Origin of the sequence: Pseudomonas sp. NPDC087817 (assembly GCF_044742875.1) — a bacterium.
Lineage (GTDB): Bacteria > Pseudomonadota > Gammaproteobacteria > Pseudomonadales > Pseudomonadaceae > Aquipseudomonas.
This window is the reverse complement of the sequence record NZ_JBIUVJ010000001.1, coordinates 335,165-356,001: the sequence shown is the minus strand read 5'-3', so window position 1 is coordinate 356,001 and position 20,837 is coordinate 335,165. Positions and strand designations below refer to the sequence as shown.

Annotated in this window: 13 protein-coding genes and 6 pseudogenes; 14 read left to right on the top strand and 5 right to left on the bottom strand. The window is 48.3% G+C overall.

Translation table 11 applies throughout. From position 1 onward, the window contains the following. Nucleotides 1–436: 436 nt before the first annotated feature. From ACIONG_RS01570 to ACIONG_RS01550, 5 genes and pseudogenes are all read left to right on the top strand, one after another. Nucleotides 437–895, top strand: a pseudogene (locus ACIONG_RS01570) (extracellular solute-binding protein); the annotation flags it as partial. Nucleotides 896–943: 48 nt separating this feature from the next. Beyond that, nucleotides 944–2,059, top strand: coding sequence for an agmatine/peptidylarginine deiminase (locus ACIONG_RS01565; RefSeq protein ID WP_401296215.1), 1,116 nt, complete (start codon nt 944–946; stop codon nt 2,057–2,059). 366 nt (nt 2,060–2,425) lie between these two features. Continuing rightward, nucleotides 2,426–2,757 (top strand): annotated as a pseudogene (locus ACIONG_RS01560) (transposase); the annotation flags it as partial. Next, nucleotides 2,708–3,313 (top strand): annotated as a pseudogene (locus ACIONG_RS01555) (SOS response-associated peptidase family protein); the annotation flags it as partial. The pseudogenes ACIONG_RS01560 and ACIONG_RS01555, both read left to right, overlap by 50 nt. 235 nt (nt 3,314–3,548) lie before the next feature. Next, complete coding sequence (locus ACIONG_RS01550) at nt 3,549–4,208, top strand: hypothetical protein (protein WP_401296213.1); 660 nt, start codon at nt 3,549–3,551, stop codon at nt 4,206–4,208. A 97-nt stretch (nt 4,209–4,305) separates the two neighbouring features. Here ACIONG_RS01550 and ACIONG_RS01545 read toward each other — a convergent pair whose 3' ends face one another. After that, nucleotides 4,306–4,641 carry a hypothetical protein gene (locus ACIONG_RS01545; RefSeq protein WP_401296211.1) on the bottom strand — a complete coding sequence of 112 codons (336 nt, stop codon included), beginning with the start codon at nt 4,639–4,641 and terminating at the stop codon, nt 4,306–4,308. Between the two features lie 283 nt (nt 4,642–4,924). Between ACIONG_RS01545 and ACIONG_RS01540 the strand changes: the two genes are divergently transcribed. From ACIONG_RS01540 to ACIONG_RS01510, 7 genes and pseudogenes are all read left to right on the top strand, one after another. After that, nucleotides 4,925–6,049, top strand: coding sequence for a response regulator (locus ACIONG_RS01540; protein ID WP_401296209.1), 1,125 nt, complete (start codon nt 4,925–4,927; stop codon nt 6,047–6,049). 29 nt (nt 6,050–6,078) lie between these two features. After that, complete coding sequence (locus ACIONG_RS01535; RefSeq protein WP_401296207.1) at nt 6,079–7,800, top strand: putative bifunctional diguanylate cyclase/phosphodiesterase; 1,722 nt, start codon at nt 6,079–6,081, stop codon at nt 7,798–7,800. 62 nt (nt 7,801–7,862) lie between these two features. After that, nucleotides 7,863–12,401 (top strand): CHASE domain-containing protein, encoded by a 4,539-nt coding sequence (locus tag ACIONG_RS01530; RefSeq protein WP_401296365.1) that lies wholly within the window; start codon nt 7,863–7,865, stop codon nt 12,399–12,401. Then, nucleotides 12,402–13,370 carry a diguanylate cyclase domain-containing protein gene (locus tag ACIONG_RS01525; RefSeq protein WP_401230897.1) on the top strand — a complete coding sequence of 323 codons (969 nt, stop codon included), beginning with the start codon at nt 12,402–12,404 and terminating at the stop codon, nt 13,368–13,370. Between the two features lie 271 nt (nt 13,371–13,641). Continuing rightward, a complete protein-coding gene (locus ACIONG_RS01520) occupies nt 13,642–13,911 on the top strand; it encodes a DUF1652 domain-containing protein (protein WP_401284635.1) in 270 nt (89 codons plus the stop codon). Nucleotides 13,912–14,289: 378 nt separating this feature from the next. Beyond that, nucleotides 14,290–15,063, top strand: a pseudogene (locus tag ACIONG_RS01515) (PAS domain-containing protein); the annotation flags it as partial. Beyond that, the gene (locus ACIONG_RS01510) at nt 15,061–15,609 is read left to right on the top strand and encodes a methyl-accepting chemotaxis protein (protein WP_401296363.1); all 549 of its coding nucleotides are present in this window, start codon (nt 15,061–15,063) and stop codon (nt 15,607–15,609) included. The pseudogene ACIONG_RS01515 and the gene ACIONG_RS01510, both read left to right, overlap by 3 nt. A gap of 321 nt (nt 15,610–15,930) precedes the next feature. Here ACIONG_RS01510 and ACIONG_RS01505 read toward each other — a convergent pair whose 3' ends face one another. Next, complete coding sequence (locus tag ACIONG_RS01505) at nt 15,931–16,407, bottom strand: PAS domain-containing protein (RefSeq protein WP_401296205.1); 477 nt, start codon at nt 16,405–16,407, stop codon at nt 15,931–15,933. Between the two features lie 348 nt (nt 16,408–16,755). Between ACIONG_RS01505 and ACIONG_RS01500 the strand changes: the two genes are divergently transcribed. Further along, nucleotides 16,756–17,535: an EAL domain-containing protein gene (locus ACIONG_RS01500; RefSeq protein WP_401296203.1), complete on the top strand. Its 780-nt coding sequence runs from the start codon at nt 16,756–16,758 to the stop codon at nt 17,533–17,535. Between the two features lie 267 nt (nt 17,536–17,802). On the opposite strand, the gene ACIONG_RS01495 is transcribed toward ACIONG_RS01500, so the two are convergent. Next, the gene (locus ACIONG_RS01495) at nt 17,803–18,267 is read right to left on the bottom strand and encodes a thiol-disulfide oxidoreductase DCC family protein (RefSeq protein ID WP_401296201.1); all 465 of its coding nucleotides are present in this window, start codon (nt 18,265–18,267) and stop codon (nt 17,803–17,805) included. A gap of 921 nt (nt 18,268–19,188) precedes the next feature. On the opposite strand from ACIONG_RS01495, the pseudogene ACIONG_RS01490 reads away from it, so the two are divergent. After that, a pseudogene (locus tag ACIONG_RS01490) lies at nt 19,189–19,554 on the top strand (histone-like nucleoid-structuring protein, MvaT/MvaU family). Nucleotides 19,555–19,693: 139 nt separating this feature from the next. On the opposite strand, the pseudogene ACIONG_RS01485 reads toward ACIONG_RS01490, so the two are convergent. Together ACIONG_RS01485 and ACIONG_RS01480 are read right to left on the bottom strand one after the other, a co-directional pair. Then, nucleotides 19,694–19,789: pseudogene (locus ACIONG_RS01485) on the bottom strand (transposase domain-containing protein); the annotation flags it as partial. Beyond that, on the bottom strand, nt 19,790–20,800 hold the full coding sequence (locus tag ACIONG_RS01480; RefSeq protein ID WP_401230912.1) for an NAD(P)-dependent alcohol dehydrogenase: 1,011 nt from the start codon (nt 20,798–20,800) through the stop codon (nt 19,790–19,792). Nucleotides 20,801–20,837: the final 37 nt, after the last annotated feature.

The following is a 20,837-nucleotide window of genomic DNA, read 5'->3' as shown; positions in this document are numbered from 1 at the left end:
AACGAGTGTGGAGGCCGTCGTGACTGCGTGAGGTCGAGTCAAGAAAAATATATTTTTAGAGGGCCCCTTGAAAATTTTTTCGAGCAACGGATCTTTATATTTGAGGACAACAAAAAAGCAGCGATCTCAGCGCCCCTCCTACCGGCGATCCTGCTGAGGAAACGGTCTGGTTTTTTTGCTTATTCAGTGCTTCTGCTTTTTGCCTTTTCTTGCCATTTATCCTGCTGACGCTGATGTGTGACTGCCCTGTGGGCATAGCAAAGTCGGCACTTAGCGGCGTAAGCCGCTGCTATCCAGTTTGATTTCAAACAACGAGTCATTTTTTTAAAAAATACCCGTGTCGGACAACTTCGTGCGAGTCAGTCCGCAGATCAACTGGAGAGAGCAGATGGAAGACGATATTGAGTTTAAGGTTTGGCGCTCGGCGCAGCAGGCTTACATCCGCAAGTTTCAGTCGCAACCGGTGACTGATCTAGTTAACGGCAACCTGTGCCTGTCCCTCGGCTACAGCGGCGATATGACCCAGGCCCAGCGCACCTCGGACAGCGCCGGCAAACAGACCCGCTTCCAGTACCGCGTGCCGCGCGAAGGCACCACGGTGTGGATGGACACCATGGCCATTCCGGTCGATGCCAAACATCCTGAGTACGCCTACGCCTTCATCAATTTCGTGATGCGTCCGGAGAGCATGGCCGCGATCAGCAATTTCACCGGTTACCCGACCTCCAACGCCAAAGCCCGTCCAACAGTGGACGAGGCCATGCGCAACAACCCGGATATCTATCTCGACGAAGCGACCTATGCTCGTTTGATACCGGGCAAGGATATCCCCCAGGCCGACATGCGCGCCCGGATGCGCACCTGGACTAAGTTCAAGACTGCCACTGCAAAGTGATTTTTTCGGGCTGCTCTAGCAGCCCTCTACACCATCAGGAATGTACACATGCCAACTCGTCGGGAATTCATCAAACAGGTTTCAGTCGCCGCCAGCGTAGGCGCTGCCGTCATGGGGCTCGGCCTGTCTCCGACGCGGGTACTTGCCAGCGAAGGTCGTTGGTTCATGCCCGACGAGGGCGACAAGCACGAACGCTCCTACATGGCCTTCGGCGCGCAGGATGCAATTTGGGAAGACTTCACTGAAGACGTTCAGGAAGCCCTAGGCCGGATCGCCCGTGCCATCGCTCGCTATGAACCGCTGACCATTTACTGCCGCAGCGGCGAACGCAGCCTGGCCGAAGAGATTTGCGGCACATCCAACGTCACCTACCAGATCGCCAACCTCGACGACATCTGGATGCGCGACATCAGCGCCAACTTCGTCATTGACGCCAAGAACGGCCTGAGCGCCGTGGATTTCAATTTCAGCGGTTGGGGCAACAAGCAACAGCACTCGAAAGACGCGAAAATCGCCAAACGCGTGGCAGCCGATGCGCAGGCGACTTATCAACGCAGCGAGCTCGTGGGCGAGGGCGGAGGCATCGAAGTCGACGGTCACGGCACCGCGATCATGACTGAAAGCTGCTGGGTTAACGAAAACCGCAACCCCGGCTGGAGCAAGGCCGACGTGGAAGCGGAACTGAAGGAGCGCCTCGGCTTGCGCAAGATCATCTGGTTGCCGGGCATCAAGGGCAAGGACATCACCGATGCCCACGTTGATTTCTACGCACGCTTCGTCAAACCCGGTGTGGTCATCGCTAACCTCGACACCGACCTGGGTTCCTACGACAACGCGGTCACGCTGGCGCACCTGGAAATCCTGAAAAAGGCCACCGACGCCGACGGTCGATCGTTGCAGATCCACACCGTGTCGCCACCGCTGAAACCGCGCAAGACCAAATTCAACAAGTACAACGACGACTTCGCGGCTGGCTATATCAACTACTTCGTGATCAACGGCGCTGTGATCGCACCGGAGTTCGGCGACCAGGACGCCGACAAGAAGGCCTTCGACCTGTTGCAAAAGCTCTACCCGGATCGCGAAGTGGTACAGCTAAACATCGACGCCATCGCCGCCGGTGGTGGCGGGATTCACTGTGTGACAAGTCATCAACCAGCCTAGATAGGGCCATCGCTTTGCCAATCGGAAACGCGGAGGCCCGAAACAGTGTAGGTACGCAGGACACCATGTTTTCAGCATTGGCTTGTGCTTGGAACTGTCAAATTTTCGCGTTTTGTTGAAAGGCGCGGTTGACATCTTGTTTGTTGCGCAAAGAATAACCTGTGTCTATCACTCCCTATCTCCAGTGAGTATCTAGAAGACCGCATATTGAATCGCACCTAGTTTCGTAGACACATCCGAGTAGCTGAACTTGGCACGTTTCTATCGGCCATGACCGGCTGCTTCGGGTTGGTTCTGTTGAAAAAGCAGCTCCCCTATCTGGCCTGCGGCAAAATATCTGCATTGGCCAGTAGGGAAGCACGCAGCATGATGGGACAGATATCGAGTGGGCAGGGTCGGCTGTTTTACTCGTTCAACCTTGAAGATCACACTCCAGCCAATCACCGTCTGCGCAGCATAGATAGGTGTCTCGATCTGAGCGACCTGCGCCATTACCTCGCCGATTTTTATAGCCGATTGGGCTTCCGTCGATTGATCCTGAACTAATGATTCGCATGCTGATCGTGGGCTATTGCTACGGCATTCGCTCAGAGCGGCGGTTGTGCGAAGAGGCCCATTTGAACCTGCCGTATAGCAGGTTCTGCCGGTTACAACGTCGCACCCTCGACCCGCGTGGAAGTTATTCGGCCCGTAGACGAAAAGCTGAGCATTGATAAGGTGAAATGGGGATGGTCGCCATTTTGGGCGAAAGGAAAGCGCCCTGATCCGATAAACGCCAGGGTTGAAACAGTCATGAGCGGGAAATTCTTCAGTCAGCTCTGGCCAAACGGTCGCGCCCTTGCACCGGCAAACGGGTGGTTTGAGTGGGTCAAAGATCCGGCTGATCCAAAGAAGAAGCAGCCTTACTTCATAACCCTGAAAGAGCAGGCTCCGATGTTCTTCGCTGGTTTAGCTGAGGTTCACCAGGGCCTGGAGCCAGATCCTCGCGACGGCTTCGTCATCATCACCGCCGCCAGTGATCAAGGGATGGTAGATATCCATGATCGGAAACCGCAGGTTTTGGCCCCTGAGCACGCCCGCGAATGGATCGCCTCAGATACTTCCCCTGAACGTGCGCGGGAAATTGCGATGGAACACTGCCGGCCTACTACCGATTTTCATTGGTACAAGGTAAGCAAGGCTGTGGGTAGTGTTCGTAATCAGGGCCCAGAATTGGTCGAGGCGCTCGCAGGGGCGTCAGACGGCGATGAATGAGTGCGTACCGTAACGTTGATGGAGGGCAGCTGCAGCGTTGCTCAGCCGTTCCATGAGTAGCGCATATCAGATTTCATTAAGAACGGACATCGCTTTGATCAACACCAGTTTTGACACCCGATATACCTGAGCCCGCCTTGGTAACGGCTATTACTGTATGGGTCATGTGGTGGGATTATTCGCCCCAAAGAGTTGGACACCATTAGTGTGGCCTGACATAAATTAAGGACAAAATATGCTCAGCAAATCTCAGATCATTACCATCCCAGTCTTGATCTCATCGGTACTTTTACTCACAGGCTGCCCCCCATCACCGGAATTCACCCGTTGGGAGCGTACTTCGACCTCTGTAGATGGTGTAAGAGCTGCAATGGCGGAATGCGGCGACCCTGTGGCAGGGCCACAAAACCATTTCCCAATAAACGAACAGATAATTCACTTTCAATGTATGCAGCGCCTCGGTTTTACCCGTAAGGACGGCTTTGAATACTGTGAAATAATGGAGAATATGCCAGCCTGCGTCGAAAAAAGGCAGGGTCGTCCGCTTAGTTTGTCGCAGCTCGAAGCGTTGCCGTTTGTAGAAGATGAAGCATTTCACCCAATCAAGCCTAATTCTGGTCGGGATGAACGTATGCAGGTCTCATGGCGTAAAGCGGGAGCATCACGCCATTTCGAATTCAAGGTAGCCAATGATAGTGAAGCTCTGCCAGTGATGTATGCGTGCGGCTATGCGAAACCACTTGGGTCGAATCTGGACGTCGCCAGCATCGGGCGCACTGCGGAAGTGCAACGCTGCATGATTGATCATGGCTTTGAGCCCAAAAAAAAAATTATGCTGGTTTGCCAGACTTACCCACAAGTGACGGGCTGTTCGTCGACAACGCCACCGAGTTGATGCAGATAGAGAGCAGAGCGAATAGGAGCTTGCTCGTGAGAGATAAGATAACTTCCTAAGCGCACGACTTTTTCCCTGATGATCTCAGTTGCGTCGTTTACATCGATTTAACCGATACCACGTCCACGTACTTGTACTTCTTCCTGGCAGTCTTCACAGCCTCCTGCTCAGCAAGCAACGAGCTCAACGTATCGGCCTCGTGAACAAACTCGATCATTTTTCCTTCAAATTCGTTCCCAACGCGTAACGTGACCCTCAGCCTGGGCGTAAATGCTTTCGCCGCTTTCTTATTGGCTGTTGGGGCGACGACCGATTTCGCGAGCACAACTTCTTCCACAGGCTCCTTTACTAGAGGAGCAGGCACCTGTTCTTCGGGCTGAGGCGTACCGAATAGAGCACGACGCATTTCTTCTTCAGTTAAATCAGAGTTCATATAGCATCTCAAAGGGGGCGGTAATCAGCTCGACGAATTCTACTAGGTTGGCTGCTCCAGCGTATCCTCTGGAAGCACCTATTTCTTAATAATAAGTAATTGCAAATTAGTGAGCTGCGCTTTAAATAGATTTTTATTATTGGGTTTTTATGTTTGATAGTTTTAAGGTATTTGACTCTAAAATTAATAAGCTATGCATCGGCGACTACAATTTAAGTCGGTAACTGATAATCTGCCCTTAGTTTTTAAGCTGTCTGTCTGACTGTCCGGTGAGGGACACCGTATGCGTGTGATGATTTTGGATGATGACCCTTGGATAGCTGACCTTTTAAAACAGGTGGTGCTAAGTGTTCGCCCCGTTGCGCAGGTCGAGTGCTTTTCTGATGTTTCTAGCGCTTTAGCTGCTTGGCACCAGAATGACTATCATTTAGTTATGGCCGACTGGAACCTCCCCGATGCTCCCGGCGTGGAAATGCTCAGGATTATTCGTCAAAAAGACCAACACACGCCTCTGATAATTATCACCGCACGCGCAGACAGGGACAGCGTACTGGTTGCAAAGCCGCTAGGAATCAGCGCATTTTTTACCAAGCCATTTCAAATTCCTCGACTTGTGCAATGCTTGGAGTCGCTTCTCCCGCCGGATGAGAGGGTACGAGAGCCCGTTATCATTGCTGAAGATCTGATTCACTATCTCAATCGGTTGTCGCCAGCTGAGTTGGATTTACCTTTGTTCACGTCCGTAGATGAGACGCTTAAATTAGGTAGCTATGAGTGCCTACCGAATCTAAGCGAGCTCGTGGAAAATTGGCAGAATGACCCTGCCATCACGGCCTATTTGATAGCAGCGGCTAATAGCCCCGCTTATCTTGGAAAAGGTCAGATATGTACCACTCTGAACTCATCGTTAGCTCACTTAGGCTCCCTTACAAGCTTGAATTTGGTGTCTAGCCAAGCCTTACAGCAGAAGGAGGTTCAGCCTGAGGGAATGCTTACATCGTTATTACAAGCCCATCTTGATGCTGCCGAAAAATTAGCGCAAAGAGTCTTGCTGATTGCTGAGCAATGCGGCCTGGATCCAGCCCCTTTATGCACTGCGGCTCTTTTGCACCGTATGGGAGAGCTCTGTGTGATTTACCAAATACAAAAGTGGGAGAGCATGGGGAACGCTACAAGTGAAGAAACGCTGTCTCACGCGATACGTGATTTCTCTGCACCGTTTGCAAATTATTTGAAAGCTCGACTGGGAATTCCAAAGAGTTTGCGCGAGTTGATTGGTGCTACCTATGCCTTGCCAGCCATGCAAGTACGTCGCGAACAGGTGGTCATGCGCCTAGCTGACGCTATCGGCAATGGCGAATCCGAGGCGAGCATTCAAAGACTTAAAAGATTGGCTGGTTTAATTTAGGTAATTCAGGGCTTATACGGAGCGACGGAATGCAGAGTTTAACGCCCATGTCAAAATCAGTAGTTTTGATTGTAGATGATCAGGTCTTTGATCTGCGCACGCTAAGTGCAGCAGTAGGAGGTTTAGCTGAGATATATATCGCTCAAAGAGGAGAAGATGCTCTAGAAATTGCACGGCAGTGCAAGCCTGATTTAGTGTTGCTTGACATAGAAATGCCAGGGATGAATGGTTTTGATGTCTGCAAAGTTTTAAAGGCCGATCCAGATTTGTCTGATATAGCCGTTATCTTTGTAAGCGCTCACACACAAAAAGATGAAGAGTTACTTGCGTTAGAGTGCGGCGGTGTAGACTTTATTGAGAAGCCGATAAATATTCCTATAGCTAGGGCGCGTATTAAAGCGCACATAGGATTGCGTAATGAAGCTAAAAGAATATCTAGTCACGACGCATTGACAGGGTTAGGCAACAGAAATTTTTTGATGCGGCGTATTGATCAGGCTTTGGAAAGTGCGAATCTGAAGTGTTCGCGAGTTGCATTGCTCCTACTTAATCTTGATAATTTTAAATTTATAAACGACGCGTTTGGGTACTCTGCTGGTGACTTGGTTTTGCAAGTTGTCGCATCACGCCTAAGTCAAGCTATGCCGATGCAGGATACCCTGAGCAGAGTGGGAGGCGACGAGTTCGTACTTTTGCTACCGGAAGTATTGACTGTTGAAGAAGTGGGTTCGTACGCAGAAAAGTTGATCCAACATATTTCGAATCCTCTTTCAATAAAAGGCCTACGCCATGATCTATCTGTAAGCATAGGAATAAGTATTTATCCTGATGACAGCACGGATGCTGAATCCCTTTATCAGCACGCTGATTCAGCAAAATATCAAGCAAAACTGGCAGGTCGTAATCGGTATTGTTATTACTCATCGCGTAGTCAGAGCGATATCCGCGCCAAACATTTACTTGAGCGTCATATTCGAGATGCTTTGGAGAAGCGAGTTTTTGAAATTTATTACCAACCAAAAATAAATATACAGGAAAAGCGAATAGTCGGATTGGAAGCGCTAATACGATGGCGCAATAGTGATGGAGCGCTTATTTCGCCAAATGAGTTCATTCCTTTGGCTGAGGAGACAGGGCTGATAATCCCAATAGGGAAGTATGTTTTGTTACAGGCTTGCAAAGATGTGGAGAGGCTGCGTGCACAAGGTTATGATATTTCTGTAAGTGTGAATATTTCTTTGGTGCAATTTCTTGAAGAGTCATTCTTTTCGATGGTCGAACTGGCTTTACTTGAGTCCGGACTCGGAGGAAAGTATTTGGAATTGGAATTAACCGAAGGTGTGCTAGCGCAGGATGCTAATGGAATCAGAAAGACACTTTTTAAAATCAAAGCATTAGGGGTGCGTATTTCTATTGATGACTTCGGTACTGGCTATTCAAGCCTTGCTTATCTAAAGCGCTTTCCAATTGATATTTTAAAGATTGATCAAAGCTTTGTTAGGTGCATGCTTGCGGATAAAAGCGACTCGGCAATTATTGAAGCGATCATTCAACTCGGTATAGCACTAAATCTCGAATTGGTTGCTGAGGGAGTAGAGTCCCAAGCGCAGGAGGAAGCGCTTTTTCAAAAAGGCTGCCGGATCATGCAAGGCTATCTATACTGTCATCCTATACCATACGATAAATTGTTAAAGTATTTAGCCAGCGGTATAGTTTTTGATGGCGAGGGTGCAAGTAAATATGTCAGTTAAAATGGGTATTTTCATATTGTGGTTTGGCCTATTATAAATTTAATGCTGAGGGCTCGCGATTGATTAAAACAAAAAAAGCAACATTGAGCTGGGGAGTTGTTCTCACCCTGTTTCTCGGTGTAGGTGCGAGCTTTGTTTCGAGCTTGATCGTCTATAGCGTCAATGAGCGAGAGGCTGAAGATTCGGTTGTAGCAACAACTGAACAGGTGGCAGGTCTGGTTTTAGAGCGACTTAAACTTTACCAATATGGTTTGAGAGGAGCTCGCGGCGCCGTAATTACTGCTGGCGAGCATGGTATCAGTCGTGAGCTTTTTAAAAGGTATCAAAATACCCGCGACCTCGCTTCGGAGTTTCCCGGGGCGAGAGCCATGGGCTTCATTAGACGTGTGCCACAGCATGATGAAAGTGAATTTCTAAAATCTGCTCGGGCCGATGGCGCTGCTGATTTTTCAATACGACAGCTCGCGGCTCATACCGGTGAGCGCTACATAATACAGTATGTTGAACCGCTTGAAGAAAATCGTGCGGCAATTGGCTTGGATATAGCGTCTGAATCAGCAAGGAGGGAGGCTGCTGAATCATCTATGCAAAGCGGCATGGCGCGACTCACCGGGCCCATTACGCTTGTACAGGCCATTGGTAAACCGCAGCAATCGTTCTTGCTAATGATGCCGATTTATCGCGATGGTATTACTCCTGTGACTCAGGCCGAAAGAGAAAAAGCGGCTTTCGGATGGAGCTATGCTGTGCTACAGACCGAACAGGTACTTAACAGTCTTGGCATAGAAAATAGTGGGGTACATCTAAGGTTGCGAGATGTGACTGTACCAGGCCAAGAACAACTTTTCTATGAAAGCACGAGCTCTGCTAGCGACGCATCGCTTATGTCCCATCAAGTTGACCGCGAGGTGTTCGGCAGGCAATGGAAAATCGAGCTAGCTGTAAACTCTTTGTATCTAGATCGGTTAAATCAAGTTTCACCGGCTTTTGTTTTGTTGTTGGGTTTTTTACTTACATTTCTTGTGGCGACTTTGATAGGTGTCATGAGTGTCAGTCGTGATCGTCGTAGGCAAGTGATATCAGAGCAAGCGAGGCTGGCAACGATTCTTGAAAGCTCGGCTGAGGCTATTATCGGAAAAACGCTCGAAGGTGTGGTGACAACTTGGAATAAGGCGGCAGAACGTTTATTTATTTATACGTCCGAAGAGGCCATAGGCCAATCATTGGCAAATATGATTGTCCCGCCAGAGCTAAAGGCGGAGGAGATTGATCTACTTTCCCGTATAAGGCGCGGTGAGCGAGTAGAAAGTTTTGATACCAAACGTTTCGATAAAAATCGGCGCCTTGTTGATGTTTCCATAAGTGTTTCACCTATTTATGGCGATGATGGTCGCGTCATTGGCGCCTCTAAGGCCGTAAGGGATATTTCTGCGAAAAAGCAGGCAGAGGCACGTATCCTTGAGCTTAACTCGAGCTTGGAAGAGCAAGTGGCGCTGCGAACTCACGAATTACGAAGTCTCAATGTTTTGCTCGGAAGCGTTCTGCGTTCTGCTACTGAGGTTTCAATTATTGCGACAGACATGGATGGTGTTATTCGCGTATTCAATGATGGTGCTGAGCAGATGCTTGGCTATACAGCCGGCGAGTTGATAGATAAATGCACCCCTATAATTTTCCACGACACGGATGAAGTCGATGCGCGCGGCATTGAACTGAGTCAAGAGTATTCTCAAACCGTGGAAGGGTTCTACGTATTTACTCAAAAGCCTAATAATGAAGGAGCAGAAACGCGGGAGTGGACATATGTTCGCAAAGACGGTTCGAGTTTTCCCGTCACACTGGTCGTAACATCAATGCGTGATGACGATGGTGAACTAAGCGGTTACTTGGGTATCGCGGTGGATATCACTGAGCGTAAAGCTGCAGAAAAAGAGCTGGCTGCTAGCCTGGAAACGACCGAAAGGCAGCGAAGCGAAATAATGAGGATGCATGAGCAATTGGTGTTGGCCGCTGGCGTAGCAGAGCTTGGTATCTGGTCTTGGACATTAGCGGGTAATGCTTTGCAGTGGAACGACAGGATGTTCGAGCTTTATGGTCAACCTATGTCATTGCGTAGTAGCGGTTTGAATTACACCCACTGGTATTCGCGCGTTCATCCCGATGATGTCGTAGATGCTGCTGCAAGGCTTAACGCTGCTGTCGATGGGACAGGTATATACGATACAGTTTTTCGTGTCGTCCGTCCTGATGGCCAGATCCGCTTCATTCATGCAGGCGCGCAGATTGAGCGCGATTCTTCAGGTGTAGCGTTATGTGTTACCGGCATCAATAAGGACATAACTTCACAGCGAGAGCTGGAGTCGCGTTTACTTTATGCAAAAGAGCAAGCAGATTTAGCGAGTGCAGCTAAGTCAGCATTCCTGGCCAACATGAGTCATGAAATACGGACACCAATGAACGCCGTGTTGGGTATGTTACAGCTAGTACAGAACACGGAGCTGAATGGCCGCCAGCTTGATTACGTCACTAAGGCCCAAACCGCAGCAAAATCGCTTCTTAGCTTGCTTAATGATATTCTAGATTACTCAAAGATTGAGGTGGGTAAACTCCAACTGGATCCGCATCCGTTCCAGCTTGAAACTTTAATGTGTGATCTTGCGGTAGTGTTGGCCGGTAACCAAGGGCAGAAAGAGGTTGAGGTCATATTCGATATAGACTCTAATCTCCCAAATGATCTGGTCGGCGATAGTCTACGGCTACAACAAGTGCTTATTAATTTAGCAGGTAATGCACTAAAATTTACTTCGGAAGGTCAGGTTGTAGTTAGCATTCACCAGATCCTACATGCGGACGCAAATGTAACTGTCCGCGTTGCAGTATCTGATACTGGTATCGGTATTAATTCGCAGCAGCTATTGAAGATTTTTGAGGGATTCACACAAGCAGAAGCTTCAACTTCTCGGCGCTTTGGTGGTACGGGCCTGGGGCTTGTGATATGTAAGCGGTTGGTCAGCCTTATGGGAGGTGACCTTCAAGTCGAGAGCCAGGAGGGTATTGGAAGTCGCTTCTGGTTTGATATCACATTAGATATTGCCGACAAGTCTCTCCTGAGATCTTTTTGTCCTAGAGTCGATGAGCATATACGGGTGCTAGTGGTCGACGATAATGCAACGGCTAGCGAGTTGTTAGTCAGAACTGTACGTGCGTTGGGCTGGAAAGCAGATGAAGTGAGTAGTGGCGCTCAAGCGGTGGAAAGTGTTTTAGGTGCCCAAGCTTTAGGCGAACCTTACAACGTGGTATTGATGGACTGGCGTATGCCCGTCATGGATGGGTTGAGTGCCGCACAAATGATCCAGCAGTCGTCTAATGGTCTGCCTCCGCCCATGATAATTATGATCACTGCATATGGCCGTGAAGTATTAGCCGATGCAAATAAAGATGGGGATGCTCCTTTTGTTGGTTTTTTAACGAAGCCCATTACTCCTAAGCAATTGGCAGATGCTGTAAATCAAGCCTTCAGTGGGGGAAATAGTTTTCCCACCGCTTATACAACCACTAATCTTGATAGGCCTAAACGTCTCAGTGGCTTGAGGCTCTTGGTAGTCGAGGATAATGCGTTCAATCGACAGGTCGCAGATGAGTTACTCACAAGTGAGGGAGCTCACGTGACGCTTGCTGAGGGTGGATTGGAGGGAGTGAAAAAGGTTGTGGATGAGCGAGTTTCGTTCGATATAGTATTAATGGATATTCAGATGCCTGATATTGATGGGCTGGAAGCAACACGTCGTATTCGATCTCATGAGGAGTTTCTAGAACTTCCGATTGTAGCAATGACCGCGAATGCCTCAGTTAGTGATCGAGAAGCATGTATGGCAGCGGGCATGAATGAGCATGTGGGCAAACCTATCGATTTGGAACATCTCGTCGCTACATTGCTGTTTCAAGTAAGTGGTAGAGTCAAGCCAATTCTTCAGAGCCCTAATAAGATAGGTGAAGTTCGAGACGTTGTTGAAAACAAAAATACAATTATAAATCGATTTGGAGGCAATCTTGATTTGATCCAAAAGGTACTGAGTAGTTTTGGCCCTGAATTGGAAAAGCAGCTTGTGCGATTGCGGCATGATATTCTACGCCATGACACTCTAAATGCGGCGCTCGTACTTCATACCATCAAAGGAAGCAGCGGCAGTATGGGGGCGACATCACTGTCTGCGTATGCAGGCAGTCTAGAGCAACAAATAAAACATGGAGACGAAATAGCCAAGGCAAGCTTGCTTTCGGATATAACATGGATTTCAGAACTTGAAGTGCTGCTGACCAAAAGTATTCAACAAATGAATCTGGACTTTGGCTTTGCCTATCCTTCAAGTACCACTAGCAACATTGAGAAAATTGAATTGATGCAGTGGAAAGGTTGTCTGGAAGAGATTTTGATCTTGTTGCAAACCGGGAATCTTGATGCTCTGGACTTAGTAGCCGACTTAGCTCCAAAAACTCCAGATTTACTACGTGAAAGATTCAATGATTTCTGCCTAAAAGTAGAATCTCTAGATTTTCGTGCTGCAATACCAATGGGCCAAGATTTGTTGGAGTCTTTTTAAATGGGTGAGTTAATGGAAACCTGGCTGCCTCATTCATTCGCCCGACCAAAGCTACTTTTGGTTGACGATCAGGCGACTAATATACGGATACTTCATGAGTTGTTTCGTGAGAATTGTGATGTTTTTATGGCTACTAGCGGCCAGCAAGCAATTGAGATGTGTCAAGACCAAGCTCCAGATTTGATTTTGCTAGATGTAGTTATGGATGGCATAGACGGTCATGAAGTCTGTCGACGTCTAAAAGCTAATCCTGAAACACAGAATATTCCTATAATTTTTATCACTGGTAATCAGCAAGAGGCTGACGAAATTCAGGGTTTTGAGCTTGGTGCTGTAGATTTCATTAGCAAACCAGTTAATCCAACGATTGTTAAGGCGCGTGTCAGAACACATCTCACGTTGAAGCTTCAGAACGATTTGTTGAGGTCAATGGCGCTCATGGATGGACTAACAGGCGTCGCGAATCGGCGTAAGTTTGATCAAGATATTTCAGCAGATTGGCGGCAGTGCTTTCGAGAGCAAAAACCGCTGTCGCTTATATTAGTGGATGTAGATTTTTTTAAACGCTATAACGATCATTACGGTCATCAAGCCGGCGATAGTTGCCTTATATCAATTGCCCAGGCTTTATCTGAGTGCGTTAAGCGTCCTTATGATCTGGTCGCTCGATATGGTGGTGAAGAGTTTGCCTGTGTTTTGCCAAAGACCGATCATTTGGGTGCATTTGAGATAGCAGAGAGGATGCAGGCGCGCGTGCGTGCCCTGCGCATCGACCATGCCGCCTCAGATGTAGACTGTGTAGTAACTATTTCACTAGGCGTGGCAACAGTTACGCCCAAGGGAGGTCTTGAATTGAACGAGCTAATAAACGAAGCGGACAAGCGACTTTATGAAGCTAAGGAGAGTGGGCGGGGGCGTGTTGTCTCAGCTCTTAAAAGCGTTCCATGCAAGGACTCTTCTATAGATTGAAAATTCAACTATACACAGCTCGCTGTCATGTCTCTGCGGGCAGGAAATAAAGACTGTATACAATTATAGTCTTTATTTTTGTGTGAATCGTATATGCCGATCTCGTAGTCAGTGAAGTTGGCTGCTTAATTTTCTATCCTTAAGCTTAGTTTTTATGATGAACAGGTGGTTGTGATTTGAAATTATGAACTAAGAATTGATAAAAATAAATTTTGATGGGGCCTTGAATTTTTTTTCTATAGGCAATAATTGAAATTATCCGTCATTCAGAATGAGTGCAATGATGAGGAATCTAGGGCTCAGGAAGATGATTGAGTGTGGATTCCTGCCACTCTCCTGCTTATGCACTCAGAATCCCGATGGCTCCCTAACTATCAAGATCACGGAGCCTTCGTCAGGGAGTGTTGAGCTTTTGGTTACCGGTGTGTCGACAGCGTCCCTTACTACAAGCAGCGCCGTTGCCAGTTTGATAGCAGAGCTCAGCAGTGAAATGAAGGATCGGCAAAATAGTTTCAACTCGAAAAATTGCTCAGAACTGTAGCAGTGAAAAATTTATTGTTCAGGAGGTTTTTCAGTTGGCGACTGAGCTTGCTGCGGAACATGCCAGCAATATATCTAATATATGTTGTTGATAGTTATAATCACCCATTCACTGCATGAATACTGTTTAAAAGCGACTTGATTTTAACTAGGAGTTGTTAGTTTGTTATGTCGCTAGGCGGTTTTCTAGTCGCCATTTTTATGGCGTTCGTGCTTGTATCTGTCATAAACTCTATCGGTGCTTGCCTCCTCAGTAATAAAGGATGTCTATTGCAGTGATAGGGTAAAAATCCTAGTGAGTTGTTAATTTGGATGTAAAGTTTCGCCGCATTTCCCCGACATATTGATAACCGCAAATATTCTCACCTCAGGAACCACCATGTTTAACACGGCGCTCAAGCGGAAGCTTAGTGATGCTTTACAAAAACTGCAGTCTGCTGCTGCGAGAAAAGCGGCGGTTGATCGCTCCACAGCCATGATTGAGTTCAGCCCGGACGGCACCATCATCACCGCCAACGAAAACTTTCTGTCCACTATGGGCTATCGACTGGAAGAGATCGTCGGCCAACACCATCGCATCTTCTGTTTCCCAGAATACCAGGCCAATTCGGGTTACCGCACATTTTGGCAGCGCCTAGGTGGTGGTGAGTACATACGCGAACGATTCCTCAGGCGTAACAAGCAGGGACAAGAAGTTTGGCTGGAAGCAAGCTACAACCCTATTCGCGGTGCTGATGGCCGTATCGAGAGCGTGCTCAAACTTGCAACCGACATCACCAAACAGGTGGCTCTAGAGCAAGAACAGAACAGCATGGTGCAGGCTATCAGCCGCTCCATGGCAACTATCACCTTCAATTTGAAAGGGGAGGTGCTTGAGGCGAATGAAAACTTTGAACACGCCATGGGCTATCGTCTTGACGAAATTCGAGGGAAACATCACCGCATGTTCTGTACTCGAAGCGAAGTTGACTCTCCGGAATACCGCGATTTTTGGGAGCGACTCAACCGAGGTGAGTTCTTTTCTGGCCGCTTTCAACGTCTTAATCGACATGGAAATACAGTCTGGCTGAGTGCGACCTATAACCCAGTATTTGATGCCAGTGGCAAGCTTTACAAGATAGTAAAATTTGCACGTGATATTACTTCCCAGGTGCAGCAGCAACATGCTGAGTCTGATGCGGCAAAGCTTGCCTATGACATCTCTCAGCAGACAGATGAAAGTGCCCGCCACGGCGCTAAGGTAATTAGCGAAACAGTTGAGGTGGTTAGAGGAATTGCTGACGAACTATCAAAATCCGCTGAAGGTATAACTGCGGTAAATCAGCAGTCGGAGATGATCAGTAGTATTGTAAAAACCATTCGGGGCATTGCTGAGCAAACTAATTTGCTGGCTCTGAATGCCGCTATCGAGGCTGCCAGGGCCGGAGAGCAAGGTCGTGGTTTTGCTGTGGTTGCCGACGAAGTGCGGAACTTGGCAGCACGCACATCACAGGCAACGGTGGAGATTGTTGAAGTAGTAAAGCGTAACCATGAGCTAGCGCAGGATGCCGTCGAAAGCATGCAATCTAGCCGCCTAAAGGTCGATCAAGGCGTCAATCTGGTCAACCAAGCAGGTGACGTGATAGAAGAAATTCAGTCTGGTGCGCGACAGGTCGTTGAGGCGGTACGACAGTTCACAGAGGCGCTAGAAGAATATTGATGAATTGGAATCGTTGAGTTAGCAATCGAAAGTGATCCTTAAGCCGCTATTCGAATGATTTGTTATGGAAAGCCCCTTGCAGGAAATCTGGGGCCTTTTGTAAAAACGTTCTCCTGCCAACCCCTCGCCATGCGCGCGTATGGACGTTCGACCCGGGAAAAATTCTCCATGACGCTAGCGCTGCTAGCTGCGTCATGGAGAGTAAGTTTTCGCTTTGCAAAAAAAAAAGTGATGATTTTTAGGGGCCGAGTATTGATCGTAGGCATTAGGGGCAAACTTCTAAAAGTTAATTAGCTGGTGCAAACGAATATATCCTGGCAGCTAAAGCTTTTGTTCCTGGCGCTGTGAGGATGTGTTTTTTGATTCACGCAACTTAGTTTTCAGCTTCACGATTTCAGCCTCTAGCTGGAGGACGCGTTCACTAGCCTCAACTTGCGCACTAACGTCCTTCTGAATACCGATGTAATAGGTGAGTTGATCCGCTTCGTTGAATACAGGGGTAATCGACAGCTCATTCCAGAACGCAGTACCGTCTTTACGGTAGTTTCGAACTATTTGCCTACAAGGCTTATTATTAATGATCGCTTCGCGGATAGCGGAAAGGCTGACCTGATCTCTATCATCCCCTTGCAGGAAGCGGCAATCTTGGTAGAGAATTTCGTCATCGCTGTAACCTGTGAGGCGCTGAAAGGCGGGGTTAGCGTAAATCAGGATGTTCTCATCGCCTTCCTTCTCTGCAATCACGATGCCATCATTCGACGCATCAAGCACCAGTTGTAGCAGGCCTGCATTGATCATCTTCAGATCCTTTGAGGGTTTAAATCCATACTATCAAAAGGTAGCAAAGCTAAATTTTTTCGAAACGTCCAGTCATCATTTTATGGTGCGTGAAACCAACCCTGAGTTGTGAATGGCGCTGTTTTAGATCCATTCTCCCAAACGAGGGCTCAAGGACGCGGGTTCTCAGATCTTTTAGGATGAAGTCGCTGGTGCCCTGAGGACTCGGCTAAAACGTCCGCAGATCGTGTCACTAATCTCTGATGCTCTGAGAAAATTTTAAAGAGCTTTTGTGATTGTGCTGCCCTTCAGGGACAGCGCATCAGTGCCGACATAGAAATTACCCAAAAAAATATCGTCAGGAAAGCTATGCCCCACAATATCGCTCCCTCCAAATTCGTCTCGGTTGGCTGCGTAGATTGCCCAAGTATCGAGGGCTTAGGTTTCGATTTCACCATGGCCTTTCAACCTATCGTTAACGTAAAAGCGCGTACGACCTTTGCCTATGAAGCGCTTGTACGAGGGATGAACGGCGAGTCAGCTGCAAGCATTCTGAGTCAAATTAATGATGATAATCGATACAGTTTCGACCAGGCATGTCGTGTCAAGGCTATTGAGAGAGCGACTGAGTTAGGTCTACTTAGCATTCCTGATTGCAAGCTCAGCATCAATTTTCTTCCGAATGCAGTGTATCAAGCCGAGACTTGTATTAGGGCTACGTTGAAAGCAGCTACGGTATTTGGCTTCCCGCCAGGAAGGCTAATGTTCGAGGTGACGGAGGGGGAGCGTGTAGATGATCCAATGCACCTGAAAAGGATTTTTGAAGAGTACGCTCGTCAAGGTTTCACTACATCTATCGACGATTTCGGATCAGGTTATTCTGGCCTAAATTTGTTAGCAATGTTCCAGCCCCATGTTCTAAAAATTGATATGGCGCTAACGAGAGATATAGATACTGATCCAGTCAGGGCTGCAATAATTGAGGGCGTGGTGTTGGTCGCCAAACGTCTGGGTATAACTATCGTTGCAGAAGGTATCGAGACTTGCGATGAGCGTGATACTTTAATAGATTTGGGGGTAGAGTTGATGCAAGGCTATTATTTTGCTCGGCCTGATACAGCGACGTTGCCAGTTGTAATCTTAAATTGATCGGAAGGTGGGGTTTATGGGCGGTATGAATCAATCGAGTATTCAAAATTTTGCCTCTCACACCGGCATTTCTTAAATAATCGCAGCGTCCCAGCAATAAGCAGTTTTAGCGCTCTTGGGCGTGGTTAAGTCCTTTCATGCGGATTCTGAGTAGTGCGTAGTACGCAACTGCTTTATTGATCTTCGATTCATGCTCAAGCGAAGTTTTAGTTGCCACTCACCCAGTCGCATAAGTGCTTGCTAATTACAGTGATGTTGGTAGATGTCCTAGGTTTGCTTTCTACTAGAGGCTATCCGGTTCTTGGAGGAAGGAATGTCTTTAGTAATTGCACAGCTGTCGTCACAGCAGCGACGACTGCCATCGGGGTGGGGTAGCCAAGCCATATATGGCCGCCAGCGGCAAAAAACGCGATAAGCAATGTTGAGGATTGGCCTAAGTGCACGCCAAGACAACGGTGCAACGAAAAATTCGAGTTCTGCTGCTCGCCAACTCCAAAGGGTAGCGTCCAAGCCCTTTACCCATGTTCCATCGTCGAACCTGGCATGCAGCGATGACTTCATTTCCTCGAGGCTGAACCCGACGGATTTGGGGTCAAAAGCTTCGTGGCTAATGTCAACAAAAAGAAGGCGTTGAGAGCTTGCCTTGCCTCCAAGGAGCCTGATTTCACGGGCACATAGTGGACACTCTACATCAAAATAGAGTGTGAGAGGCCAACTCTGATTCTTGTACATCGCAGTGTAACCTGTATAGGTTTTTTACAGGGTATTCTCTAAACTCCTGTCTGACAACCAGCGTCAAACCCTTTTCTTAACTTGGTATTTCTTGAACGCGGCTCTGCCGATCTATAGTTAAATTTGACTCCCAAGACAGGAAGACTTGTGCTTGCGCGTGACGACGCTGCAGGAAGCTTTAGCGCATTGGCGCTTGATAGAACCACGCAGAGGGCCGCATAGCTAGGAGGGCATGTAAAGCTGAAGGTCAAATCTTTGTCATTAATCGCAAGATGCTGGCGATTGCCTTTAGGCGTGGTATGGGGCATCTGCCTTGTTAATGCAGTAGGATGCAGTGGGGCTTTCGGGGTTTACATTTAATTAGCTTCCGGACAAGGATTGGTAACGTGAATGCAAATTGCAGGTACGCTGCTGACCGCCATACACAAATGGCGTTAGTGCCTTTCGATTAGTTTTTCATGGGTTTTTCACCCTGCCGAAAATTCGTATCATTCGCCTCCAAGTTCATTTTGGTACACGCGGCCTGTGCAACAGTCTTGTCCTGAAACCCATGCGCTAGCCTTACTTTCTCCTGATTGTCGTAAATGTCAAAACGACCTAGGTGGGACTTAGATTGAACATGAAATCCTGAACCATGGGATCTCCGTTCGACTTGAACCGCTGGAACAAGGACAAATCTAGGTCTCATTGTTCGTGTCTCCTTGGTTGAATTTTGCTTTGAGTACGCAGCTTAACCTCTCTCACATCAGACAAGGTGGTAAAATCTACATTTCTCAAATATCGCACCAGGTGCTGCTTTTTTACCTTTCATTATGGTGATGCAGCCCAAAAATTTAATTCCTACGGACAGAAGATTGCGAGGTATTTTAGAAGTTGAAGGATTCAAGTTTAGGTCGTGCATATCAAATCAATGAGGATTTGCTGTCTAAACTTCCCGAATTCCGTTGACTCGACAAACACCTCGCCGAGCAGGCTCAAGCTCTAGAAGCCTTGAAGGGTGACGCCGCCCTGAAGAAAAAATCGAATTGGAAACCAAGCTGCGCGATTTGCTCTCAGAATACGGCTACAGCCTTATAGACGCGATCAATCTGATGCATCCACAAGCAGGGCGTCGCGCTCCAGCCGTCGAGTCGAAAGTCCGCAGTCGTAAGCCTCCCCATCTGAAGGTTTAAAAACATCCTCTTACCGGCGAAGTCGTCGAAACAAAAGGCGGCAATCAAAAAACTCTGAAAGAGTTGAATGGCAGAACACGGCTCCGACGCCGTAGAGTCCTGGCTGACCAAGTGAGTTTGGTTTGAGTACAAAAGGGCCTGATAGGGCCCTTAATTGTTGGCGAGGAATAGGGGGCGAACGAGAAAGCTGCGCCTTTACTTTGGCATTGCATGGCCATGACCGGCGGAAAATGACTCATCGCTGCCGGTGCGACAGGCAGCAATGGGCCAATCAATCTCGTCCGCTGCGTCGGCAGCCATGTCAGCATATCTTTGAGATAGGCATATGGATCATGCCCATTCATGTGGGCTTAGATATCCAGGCAAATTTTGCCGAAATGTTGGTTGGTTTCCTGATACTTGAACGCTTCGACAATCTCGCTCAAAGGGAAATGACGATCAATAATCGGGCGCATGCCATTAGCATTGATGGCTCGGATCATGTCTTGCTGCTGGCTGCGGCTTCCCACCAATACACCCTGCAGACGCACTTGCTTGATCAGTGCCGGTACAAAATTCATTGCACCGCTTACGCCACTCAATATCCCGATGACTGAGATGTGACCAGCAACCCGAATTGCAATCATCGATTGCTCAAGCGTCGCAGGGCCGCCGACTTCGATGATGTGGTCAACACCACGGCCACCCGTTAGAGCGCGTGCAGTTTCGCCCCAGTTAAGGTCTTTGCGGTAATTGATTACATGATCAGCGCCTAGAGCTTTCAGACGTTCAAGCTTTTCGTCGCTTGAAGAGGTAGCAATGACGTTAGCGCCGGCCATTTTAGCGAACTGCAGGGCGAAAATTGAAACGCCACCAGTGCCTTGGACGAGCACGGTGTCGCCCGGCTTGAGTGAGTCATCGGCCATCAGGGCGCGCCATGCTGTAAGGCCGGCGGTGGTCAGTGTCGACGCTTCAGCATGGCTGTAGCCAGTAGGCGCGAGAGTGAACGATGTGGCTTTGGCTGTCACTTGCTCACGAGCGTAGCCGTCAATGCCATCACCTGGCACGCTAACAAAGCCTTCAACCAATGGCACACCGTCGATCCACTCCGGGAAGAAGGTGCTGACGACCGAGTCGCCCACCTTGAATTCAGTGACATCTGGGCCGATAGCAATGATTTCACCGGCACCATCGGCCATGGGGATGCGTTTTTCGCTAGGGCCCCACATACCGCTGACCACCGCGAAGTCGTGGTAGTTGAGCGAGTTGGCGTGGAGGCGTACGGTGATTTCGCCACGCGCTGCGGCTCGGACTTCGCTGCTGCCAACCACAACGTTTTCATAGCCACCACCGGGTTGGACGAAGATCGTTTTGCTGCTCATGGCGGGGATTCCTTATGTTTTCTAATTACGCGAAATA

What these genes read in the sequence shown, in the direction of transcription:
- ACIONG_RS01565 (WP_401296215.1), top strand. Translation starts at nt 944, where the DNA reads ATGCCAACTCGTCGGGAATTCATCAAACAGGTTTCAGTCGCCGCCAGC.
- ACIONG_RS01550 (WP_401296213.1), top strand. Translation starts at nt 3,549, where the DNA reads ATGCTCAGCAAATCTCAGATCATTACCATCCCAGTCTTGATCTCATCG.
- ACIONG_RS01545 (WP_401296211.1), bottom strand. Translation starts at nt 4,641, where the DNA reads ATGAACTCTGATTTAACTGAAGAAGAAATGCGTCGTGCTCTATTCGGT.
- ACIONG_RS01540 (WP_401296209.1), top strand. Translation starts at nt 4,925, where the DNA reads ATGCGTGTGATGATTTTGGATGATGACCCTTGGATAGCTGACCTTTTA.
- ACIONG_RS01535 (WP_401296207.1), top strand. Translation starts at nt 6,079, where the DNA reads ATGCAGAGTTTAACGCCCATGTCAAAATCAGTAGTTTTGATTGTAGAT.
- ACIONG_RS01525 (WP_401230897.1), top strand. Translation starts at nt 12,402, where the DNA reads ATGGGTGAGTTAATGGAAACCTGGCTGCCTCATTCATTCGCCCGACCA.
- ACIONG_RS01520 (WP_401284635.1), top strand. Translation starts at nt 13,642, where the DNA reads ATGAGTGCAATGATGAGGAATCTAGGGCTCAGGAAGATGATTGAGTGT.
- ACIONG_RS01505 (WP_401296205.1), bottom strand. Translation starts at nt 16,407, where the DNA reads ATGATCAATGCAGGCCTGCTACAACTGGTGCTTGATGCGTCGAATGAT.
- ACIONG_RS01500 (WP_401296203.1), top strand. Translation starts at nt 16,756, where the DNA reads ATGCCCCACAATATCGCTCCCTCCAAATTCGTCTCGGTTGGCTGCGTA.
- ACIONG_RS01495 (WP_401296201.1), bottom strand. Translation starts at nt 18,267, where the DNA reads ATGTACAAGAATCAGAGTTGGCCTCTCACACTCTATTTTGATGTAGAG.
- ACIONG_RS01480 (WP_401230912.1), bottom strand. Translation starts at nt 20,800, where the DNA reads ATGAGCAGCAAAACGATCTTCGTCCAACCCGGTGGTGGCTATGAAAAC.